The sequence below is a fragment of the Klebsiella sp. CN_Kp091 genome, from assembly GCF_040065095.1.
Classification (GTDB): Bacteria; Pseudomonadota; Gammaproteobacteria; order Enterobacterales; family Enterobacteriaceae; genus Klebsiella; species Klebsiella aerogenes.
The window spans coordinates 89,919-98,856 of sequence record NZ_JBEAIO010000044.1; the positions used below are offsets into that span (position 1 = coordinate 89,919).

General features: G+C 55.7%; 7 protein-coding genes and 3 tRNA genes. 1 reads left to right on the plus strand and 9 read right to left on the minus strand.

Features of this window, described 5'->3' with window-relative positions:
- Positions 1-134: 134 nt before the first annotated feature.
- From ABLV17_RS18815 to miaB, 6 genes are all read right to left on the minus strand, one after another.
- Complete coding sequence (locus ABLV17_RS18815) at positions 135-1,046, minus strand: amino acid ABC transporter substrate-binding protein (protein ID WP_087860235.1); 912 nt, start codon at positions 1,044-1,046, stop codon at positions 135-137.
- Between the two features lie 428 nt (positions 1,047-1,474).
- Positions 1,475-3,013, minus strand: a complete 1,539-nt coding sequence (lnt, locus tag ABLV17_RS18820) for an apolipoprotein N-acyltransferase (RefSeq protein WP_308957912.1) — start codon at positions 3,011-3,013, stop codon at positions 1,475-1,477.
- A 22-nt stretch (positions 3,014-3,035) separates the two neighbouring features.
- A complete protein-coding gene (gene corC, locus ABLV17_RS18825; protein ID WP_015704743.1) occupies positions 3,036-3,914 on the minus strand; it encodes a CNNM family magnesium/cobalt transport protein CorC in 879 nt (292 codons plus the stop codon).
- A gap of 158 nt (positions 3,915-4,072) precedes the next feature.
- The gene (gene ybeY, locus ABLV17_RS18830) at positions 4,073-4,546 is read right to left on the minus strand and encodes an rRNA maturation RNase YbeY (protein ID WP_087860233.1); all 474 of its coding nucleotides are present in this window, start codon (positions 4,544-4,546) and stop codon (positions 4,073-4,075) included.
- The gene (locus tag ABLV17_RS18835; protein ID WP_087860232.1) at positions 4,543-5,589 is read right to left on the minus strand and encodes a PhoH family protein; all 1,047 of its coding nucleotides are present in this window, start codon (positions 5,587-5,589) and stop codon (positions 4,543-4,545) included. The genes ybeY and ABLV17_RS18835 overlap by 4 nt, the downstream gene beginning before the upstream one ends.
- Before the next feature lie 156 nt (positions 5,590-5,745).
- On the minus strand, positions 5,746-7,170 hold the full coding sequence (miaB, locus tag ABLV17_RS18840; RefSeq protein ID WP_045381508.1) for a tRNA (N6-isopentenyl adenosine(37)-C2)-methylthiotransferase MiaB: 1,425 nt from the start codon (positions 7,168-7,170) through the stop codon (positions 5,746-5,748).
- Between the two features lie 170 nt (positions 7,171-7,340).
- Between miaB and ubiF the strand changes: the two genes are divergently transcribed.
- On the plus strand, positions 7,341-8,516 hold the full coding sequence (gene ubiF / locus ABLV17_RS18845; protein WP_308957914.1) for a 3-demethoxyubiquinol 3-hydroxylase: 1,176 nt from the start codon (positions 7,341-7,343) through the stop codon (positions 8,514-8,516).
- Between the two features lie 114 nt (positions 8,517-8,630).
- Here the strand turns inward: ubiF and ABLV17_RS18850 are convergent.
- The 3 genes from ABLV17_RS18850 to ABLV17_RS18860 form a co-directional block, all read right to left on the minus strand.
- Positions 8,631-8,705: transfer RNA gene (locus tag ABLV17_RS18850), tRNA-Gln, on the minus strand.
- Positions 8,706-8,740: 35 nt separating this feature from the next.
- A tRNA-Gln gene (locus ABLV17_RS18855) sits at positions 8,741-8,815 on the minus strand.
- Positions 8,816-8,860: 45 nt separating this feature from the next.
- Positions 8,861-8,937, minus strand: a tRNA-Met gene (locus ABLV17_RS18860).
- Between the last annotated feature and the right edge of the window lies 1 nt (position 8,938).

The window sequence follows — 8,938 nt, forward strand, 5'->3', positions numbered from 1 at the left end:
GCGCTACCCTCGAAGATTGTTGCCCTGCTTGTTTCGGTATTCGCGGCGGCTGGGGAACGACCAGCCACCGTATAGTCTGTCCGTGCGAAGGCAACAATCGGGAGGGCTACTTAGTCGAGCCCCTGTTTTTTTAATTAGTTAAGAGCTTTGTCATTCGGTGATTTGAACAGCGCCTTCATGTCTTCTGACAGTTCGAAGTTCAGGTTCAGATTTTTCGGCGGAATCGGGTTCTTGAACCACGTGTCGAACCATTTTGCCGCTTCGCCGGAGGTCTGCGCCTGGGCGACGGTGTCATCGACCAGCGTTTTGAACGATGCGTCATCTTTACGCAGCATGCAGCCATAAGCCTCTTTTGACTGCGGCGTACCGACGATTTCCCAGTTATCCGGTTTCTTCGCTTTTGCGCGCTCGCCGGCCAGCAGGGCATCGTCCATCATAAAGGCTACCGCACGGCCGCTTTCCAGAGTGCGGAAGGAGTCGCCGTGATCTTTCGCGCTGATGATGCGCATGTTCATTTTCTTCTCGTCGTTCAGCTTATGCAGCAGCACTTCCGAGGTGGTACCGGAAGTAACGACCACCGCTTTGTCTTTCAGATCCGGGAAGTCTTTAATCGGGCCACCTTTTTTCACCAGTAGACGAGTGCCGACGACGAAAATGGTATCGGAGAAGGCGGCCTGCTTCTGACGCTCAAGGTTGTTGGTGGTGGAACCACACTCGAAATCATAAGTGCCGTTCTGCAGCAGCGGGATGCGGTTCTGCGAGGTGACTGGAATCAGTTTCACCTGCAGGTCGGGTTTGTTCAGCTTTTTCTTGATGGCTTCAACGATAGCGTTGGAGTAATCCTGAGAGTAACCCACCACTTTTTGTTGGTTATCGTAATAGGAGAATGGTACTGACGATTCGCGGTGGCCGACGACGATCACCCCGTTTTTAGCGATTTTATCCAGCGTGCTCTGACCTGCGGCCGGGGCGGCATCTTCAGCGTGCGCCAGACCGGCGGTCACTCCCATGACCAGCATTGCGGCGGCCAGTTTACGTAATTGCATATCCAACTCCTTATCCTTAACGCCAGGGACGCTAGTGATACCCATTGTGATTGTGTGTATGTGTTGTTATTCCTGCCGGCACTGCGGTAAGGCGGCGCTTTCGGGAATCGTCTGCAATCTTAAAGTGCAGTATTTGTATGAGCTTGTTAGCATTTAGTTTGGCTTAATGTAAAGATTTTGATGCTTTATTGTTTATTTTTGCGAAGTGCTCCGCACCATTTGTGGGCAAAAATGGGTTGTTGCACCAACCTGGCGCGAAGTGCGAACGCTTTCGGTGCAACCCCGGTACAACCGCGGTCAAAATCGCCTACAGGGATGAAATTAAGCAATGGACGTGCCAGATTGGCGCTGGAGAGCGTAAAGCGGGGAAGACCCGCCGGCGACGAATGCCGCCGGGAGCAGGCCGGGCGGCTGCCCGGCGGAAAAGATTAGCGTCGACGCTGGCGCAGGCTCATCACCAGCGCGGCAAAGCCAAAGAGGGCGGTTAACGCCCACAATGGCCAATTGCCGGTACGGGCATACGGCGTCAGGCCGGTGGTTGGCGTGACCTTAGTGGTCAACACCGCGCGGGTAAACTGCGGGATCATGTCCTGAATTTCACCTCGAGGGCCAATAACGGCGGTAATACCGTTGTTGGTGCTGCGCAGCAGCGGGCGCGCCAGCTCCAGCGCGCGCATCCGCGCCATCTGGAAGTGCTGCCATGGGCCAATTGACTTACCAAACCACGCATCGTTGGAGATGGTCAGCAGATAATCGGTATCCGGGCGGAAATTATCTCGGACCTGTTCGCCGAGAATAATTTCGTAGCAAATTGCCGCCGTAAGCTTCAGGTTATGCGCCACCAGCTGCGGCTGCACGTAAGGGCCGCGGCTGAACGAGGACATCGGCAAATCGAAGAATGGCGCCAGCGGGCGTAAAATCGACTCCAGCGGTACGAATTCGCCGAACGGCACCAGATGGTTTTTGTTATAGCGATTGCTCGAGTCGTAGCTGTACGGGTTATCTTTACCCAGCGTGATGATGGTGTTGTAGGTATCGTAGCGGTTTTGTTTATTGAGCCGCGCATCGACAATACCGGTAATCAACGAGCTATTTTTTGCCCGCATCAGGTCATCAACCATGCTAAGGAAATGCTGCTGATTGATTTCCAGATCCGGAATCGCCGACTCCGGCCAGATAATCAGCTGCGATTTACCCATATGCGGCTGGGTGAGATCGAGATAGGTTTTCAGGGTGTTTACCAGCTGGTTTTCATCCCATTTCATCGCCTGCGGAATATCGCCCTGCACCAAAGAGACTTCCGTCGCCCGTTCAGGCAGCAGTTGATACCACTGGATATAACGCAGCGGGAAGGGCAGGGCAAACAGCACCATCGCCACCAGCAGCGGTTTCCAGTGACGCTGTACGACTGCCAGCGCCAGCAGGCCGCTGACCATCATCAACAGAAAGTTTATCGCCTCAACGCCCATCACCGGCGCCAGCCCCTTCAGCGGGCCGTCAATCTGGCTATAGCCGAACTGCAGCCACGGGAAACCGGTCAGCACCCAGCCGCGGAGAAATTCGGTAATTTGCCAGATGACAGGCGCGGCGATGGCCAGACGGATCCAGTTGGTTTTCGGCCACAGCCGCGCGAGGATCCCGGCGAACAGACCGGTGTACAGCGATAAATAGGCCGCCAGCAAGGCAACGAGGAAAACGTTAACCGGGCCCGGCATGCCGCCGAACTGCGCGATGCTAACGTAAACCCAATTGATGCCGGTACCGAATAGCCCCAGCCCCCAGAAGTAGCCAATCCAGGCGCTCTGTAGCGGGCGACGGTTGAGAGTGAGCGCCTGCAGGCCAAACAGCGAGACAATTGCCGCCGGCCAGAAGTCGTAAGGTGAAAAAGCCAGCGTTCCGCTGGCTCCGAATAACAGCGCCAGCAGCAGACGTACGCGCTGGCGTTCAAGTAAAGAGGCAAATACCATTTAGGTTAATCGTCCCGTTAAATTAGTCTTCCAGCTTCGGCTGCGGCGCATCATCAGGAAGCTTTACATGGACCTGAATGATACGTCTGCTGTCAGCCATTGCGACCTTGAATTGGTAACCATCAATGTCAATCGACTCGCCGCGGGCCGGGAGATGACCAAAGGCCTGCATCACCAGTCCGCCGATGGTATCGACCTCTTCATCGCTGAAGTGGGTACCGTAGGCTTTATTGAAGTCTTCAATCGATGCCAGCGCGCGTACCGTCCAGGTATGACGGCTTAGCTGGCGAAAATCGATATCTTCCTCTTCGTCATATTCGTCTTCGATTTCGCCGACGATAAGTTCGAGAATATCTTCGATAGTCACCAGGCCAGAGACGCCGCCGAACTCGTCGATGACGATCGCCATATGATAACGTTGCGAGCGGAACTCTTTCAGCATGCGGTCAACCCGCTTGCTTTCAGGCACGACAACCGCCGGGCGTAACACTTTTTCCATGCTGAAAGCTTCGGCGTCGCTGCGCATAAACGGCAGCAGATCCTTAGCCATCAGAATCCCTTCAATGTGATCTTTATCTTCGCTAATGACCGGGAAACGCGAGTGGGCGGATTCGATGATCACATCGAGGCACTCGTCCAGCGTCTGGTTGCGTTTCAGGGTAATCATTTGCGAACGCGGGATCATAATATCGCGGACGCGCTGGTCGGCGATATCCATTACCCCTTCGAGCATGTCGCGCGTATCTTCATCGATAAGCTCGTTCTGCCCGGAGTCACGGATCAGCGCCAATAATTCATCACGGTTTTTCGGTTCACCGTGGAAAAGTTGGCTGAGTAAGAGGGAGAAAAATCCCTTTTTGCTGTTTACTGTGTCACTACTGTGTGAATTGTCGTCGCTCATGGCGTCGTATGGGTTCTCGTGTTGATTTAATTGTCGCTCGTCGCGCGTAAACTCAGCGTCGTACGGCATGTTTCGCCTGATGGCGCTACGCTTATCAGGCTTGGGATACGCATGAATGTAGGCCGGATAAGGCGCTCGCGCCGTCATCCGGCAAGTTACTATTCAGCAATCTTCTCGGCAATGTACGGATCCTCATAGCCCAGAGCAAGCATTATCTCTGTTTCGAGGCCTTCCATTTCTTCCGCTTCGTCGTCTTCGATATGATCGTAGCCCAGCAGGTGCAGGCTACCGTGCACGACCATGTGCGCCCAGTGGGCCTCCAGCGGTTTTTCCTGCTCTTTGGCTTCCTGTTCAACCACCTGGCGGCAGATGATCAGATCGCCGAGCAGCGGCATCTCGATGCCCGGCGGGGCTTCGAAGGGGAAGGAGAGGACGTTAGTCGGCTTATCCTTGCCGCGATAGGTCAGGTTCAGCTCGTGGCTTTCGGCGACATCGACCAGGCGAATCGTTAACTCTGACTCTTCCTGGAACTGCGGGATGACGGCATCCACCCAGCGTTGAAAGAGGGCTTCGTCCGGTAGTCCGCCGGTGTCTTCGCAGGCCAGCTGTAAATCGAGAATCACCTGACTCATTTTTGCTCCTGTTCCTGGGCTTCGCGTTTGCGCTCGGCGGCCAGTTCTGCTTTACGTTTTTGTTCGGCTTCTTCCCATGCCTCATAGGCATTGACGATGCGGGCGACCACCGGATGGCGCACCACGTCTTCGCTGTGGAAGAAGTTGAAGCTGATTTCATCGACTTCCGCCAGCACTTCGACGGCGTGGCGCAGACCTGATTTGGTATTGCGCGGTAGGTCAATCTGGGTAACGTCGCCGGTGATAACCGCTTTCGAGTTAAAGCCGATACGGGTCAGGAACATCTTCATCTGCTCGATGGTGGTGTTCTGGCTTTCATCGAGAATGATAAAGGCGTCATTCAGCGTACGCCCGCGCATGTAGGCCAGCGGCGCGACTTCAATGACGTTACGCTCAATCAGCTTCTCGACTTTCTCAAAGCCGAGCATCTCGAACAGCGCGTCGTACAGCGGGCGCAAATACGGGTCAACCTTCTGGCTTAAGTCGCCCGGCAGGAAGCCGAGCTTCTCGCCTGCTTCGACCGCCGGACGGGTCAGCAGAATACGGCGAATTTCCTGGCGCTCCAGGGCATCTACCGCCGCGGCAACCGCGAGGTAGGTTTTACCGGTACCCGCAGGCCCGACGCCAAAGGTAATGTCGTGGTCGAGGATATTGGCGATGTACTGCGCCTGGTTTGGCGTACGCGGTTTGATGACCCCGCGTTTGGTTTTGATATTGATGGCCTTGCCGTATTCCGGCACGCTCTCGGCGCTTTGCTCGAGCACCCGGGCTTCTTTAATAGCCAGGTGGATTTGTTCCGGTTCAATATCCTGAATCTGGCCGCGCATTGGCGCGGTATCAACATACAGGCTTGTCAGAATATCTGCCGCGGCGTGCACGCAGATGGCGCGGCCGGTCAGTTTAAAATGATTGTCGCGGCGGTTGATCTCAATACCCAACCGGCGCTCCAGCTGTTTGATGTTGTCGTCAAACGGGCCGCACAGCCCTAACAGGCGGGCGTTGTCCGCTGGCTCCAGGGTAATTTCACGGGTTTCTATGTTCAAACTGTTCCTCTTATTACGCGTGTTGCCGGAGGGCGTTCGTCATCCGGCCAATAAGGAAATTATTCACGTCACGGGAATATGGCGCAAGCATTGCTGTAGATATAGGGGCGAGGAGGGGAAATACAAGGCCTGTCGGAACCGACAGGCCTGCGGGGATTACGGCTGGTAGATGCCGACGCCCAGATCGTTTTCTTTACGCGTACGCGCAATGACCGATTCCGGCGATTCCACGACGCGCAGCCCCATCTCGTCTTCGGTGCGGACAATTTTGCCGCGCAGTGAGTTAGTGTAGACATCGACGATTTCCACGTCGACGAATTTACCGACCATATCCGGCGTACCTTCGAAGTTCACCACGCGGTTGTTCTCGGTGCGCCCGGAGAGCTCCATCAGGCTCTTACGCGACGTGCCTTCTACCAGAATACGCTGGGTGGTGCCGAGCATGCGGCGGCTCCACGCCATCGCCTGTTGATTAATACGCTCCTGCAGAATGTACAGGCGCTGTTTTTTATCGGCTTCAGAGACATCGTCGACCATATCCGCCGCCGGGGTGCCCGGGCGGGCAGAGAAGATAAAGCTGTAGCTGACGTCAAAGTTAACCTCGGCAATCAGCTTCATGGTTTTTTCGAAGTCTTCCGTCGTTTCGCCCGGGAAGCCGACGATAAAGTCGGAGCTAATCTGAATATCCGGGCGCGCTTCGCGCAGCTTGCGGATAATCGCTTTATATTCCAGCACGGTGTGGGTACGGCCCATCAGGTTCAGCACGCGATCGGAACCGGCCTGCACCGGCAAATGCAGGAAGCTCACCAGCTCAGGGGTATCGCGATAGACCTCGATGATATCGTCAGTAAACTCAATCGGGTGGCTGGTGGTGAAGCGAATACGGTCGATACCGTCGATGGCGGCGACCAGACGCAGCAGATCGGCAAAGTTGCCGGTCGTGCCGTCGTAGTTTTCGCCGCGCCAGGCGTTCACGTTCTGCCCGAGCAGGTTGACTTCACGCACCCCTTGCGCCGCCAGTTGGGCGATTTCAAACAGAATATCGTCGCACGGGCGGCTTACTTCTTCACCGCGGGTATAGGGCACCACGCAGTAAGTGCAGTATTTGTTGCAGCCTTCCATGATGGAAACGAAGGCGGTCGGCCCCTCGGCGCGCGGTTCCGGCAGGCGATCGAATTTTTCGATTTCCGGGAAGCTCACGTCGATAACCGGTTTATGGTTGTTGCGCACCGCGTCGATCATCTCCGGCAGGCGGTGCAGCGTCTGCGGGCCAAAAATAATGTCAACGTAATGGGCGCGCTGGCGAATCAGCTTGCCTTCCTGGGAGGCGACACAGCCGCCGACGCCGATAATCACGCCGGGTTTTTTCTCTTTCAGCAGTTTCCAGCGGCCAAGCTGATGGAACACTTTTTCCTGCGCCTTCTCGCGAATTGAGCAGGTGTTGAGCAGCAGCACGTCCGCTTCTTCGGCCACTTCTGTGAGTTGATACCCATGGGTGGCATCCAGCAGATCGGCCATCTTGGATGAATCGTATTCGTTCATCTGACAGCCCCAGGTTTTAATATGGAGTTTTTTTGTCATCGACTTGCTCATGCTCAATTATAAAGACGGGTATAAGTTAAGAATTAGAATTCGTTTGCAGGGTACGCATTGTAATGCTTTGGTTGCCACCTGACCAGTGCGACCACGATCCCCCGCAAGGCGCAAAAAATCCGGTAAACTTAAGGAAATCAGCTTTAAGGATAAATGCCATGACAATTCATGCAACAGATATCGCCATTGTCGGCGGCGGAATGGTCGGCGGCGCGCTGGCGCTGGGGCTGGCGCAACACGGGTTTTCGGTGACGGTGATAGAAAAACACGCGCCTCCGGCCTTTGATGCCGCTGCGGCGCCGGATGTGCGTATTTCGGCGATCAGCGCGTCGTCGGTCGGCTTGCTCAAAAGCCTCGGCGTCTGGGAAGCGGTACGCGCTATGCGCGCGCATGCTTATCGTCGTCTTGAAACCTGGGAGTGGGAAAGCGCGCACGTTGACTTTAATGCCGCCGAACTGAAGCTGCCTGAGCTTGGCTATATGGTGGAAAATAACGTGCTACAGCTGGCGCTATGGCAGGCGCTCGAAGCCCATCCGCAGGTGACCTTGCGGGTTGGCGTGACGTTAAGCGAGCTTAATCGTGAGCCGCAGGGCGTTTCGCTGCGCCTGAGCGATGAGAGCGTTTGCACGACGCAACTGGCGATCGGCGCAGACGGCGCGAATTCTCAGGTGCGCGAACTGGCCGGCATCGGCGTTCAGGCGTGGCAATATCAACAATCCTGTATGTTAATTAGCGTGCAGTGCGCCGACGATCCCGGTGATAGCACCTGGCAACAGTTTACCCCCAGCGGGCCACGCGCCTTCCTGCCGCTATTCGATAACTGGGCGTCGCTGGTGTGGTACGACACCCCGGCGCGCATCCGCCAGCTGCAGGGGATGTCGATGTCCCAACTGCAGCAGGAAATCAGCGCGCATTTTCCGAAACGTCTGGGCGGCGTGACGCCGATGAGCGCCGGCGCCTTCCCGTTAACCCGCCGTCATGCATTGCAGTACGTGCAACCGGGACTGGCGCTGGTGGGGGACGCGGCGCATACCATTCATCCGCTGGCGGGGCAGGGGGTTAACCTTGGCTATCGCGACGTTGACGCGCTGCTGGATATTTTGGCGGAAGCCCGCGAGCGCGGGGAAGCCTGGTCCAGCTTGCCGGTGCTGAAGCGCTATCAGGCGCGGCGTCGGGCGGATAACTTTATTATGCAATCCGGCATGGATCTGTTCTATGCGGGCTTCAGCAACGATTTAGCGCCGGTACGCGTGTTGCGTAATATTGGCTTGATGGCAGCCGAACGTGCTGGAGTATTAAAGCGCCAGGCATTGAAGTATGCATTAGGGTTGTAAAGGGGCTTTTGCCGATGGGGGCTGCAGACTGAGGTTTTGCAGTACCTACATCGGCAATGTGACTATCCGCAGAAAGCAAAAAAGCTCACCGAAGTGAGCTTTTTTGTGAATAAGTGGCTGGGGTACGAGGATTCGAACCTCGGAATGCCGGAATCAGAATCCGGTGCCTTACCGCTTGGCGATACCCCAACAGGCTGCGTTCACAGAGGAACGTCTTTTGAATTTGGCTGGGGTACGAGGATTCGAACCTCGGAATGCCGGAATCAGAATCCGGTGCCTTACCGCTTGGCGATACCCCAACAAATTTTTACGGATTTACCGATGTTAACCGATAGTCCTGAATATGGTGGCTACGACGGGATTCGAACCTGTGACCCCATCATTATGAGTGATGTGCTCTAACCAGCTGAGCTACGTAGCCA

Excerpts from the sequence above, each read along its gene's own strand:
- ABLV17_RS18815 (WP_087860235.1), bottom strand. The coding sequence starts at position 1,046 with ATGCAATTACGTAAACTGGCCGCCGCAATGCTGGTCATGGGAGTGACC.
- lnt (WP_308957912.1), bottom strand. The coding sequence starts at position 3,013 with ATGGTATTTGCCTCTTTACTTGAACGCCAGCGCGTACGTCTGCTGCTG.
- corC (WP_015704743.1), bottom strand. The coding sequence starts at position 3,914 with ATGAGCGACGACAATTCACACAGTAGTGACACAGTAAACAGCAAAAAG.
- ybeY (WP_087860233.1), bottom strand. The coding sequence starts at position 4,546 with ATGAGTCAGGTGATTCTCGATTTACAGCTGGCCTGCGAAGACACCGGC.
- miaB (WP_045381508.1), bottom strand. The coding sequence starts at position 7,170 with ATGACAAAAAAACTCCATATTAAAACCTGGGGCTGTCAGATGAACGAA.
- ubiF (WP_308957914.1), top strand. The coding sequence starts at position 7,341 with ATGACAATTCATGCAACAGATATCGCCATTGTCGGCGGCGGAATGGTC.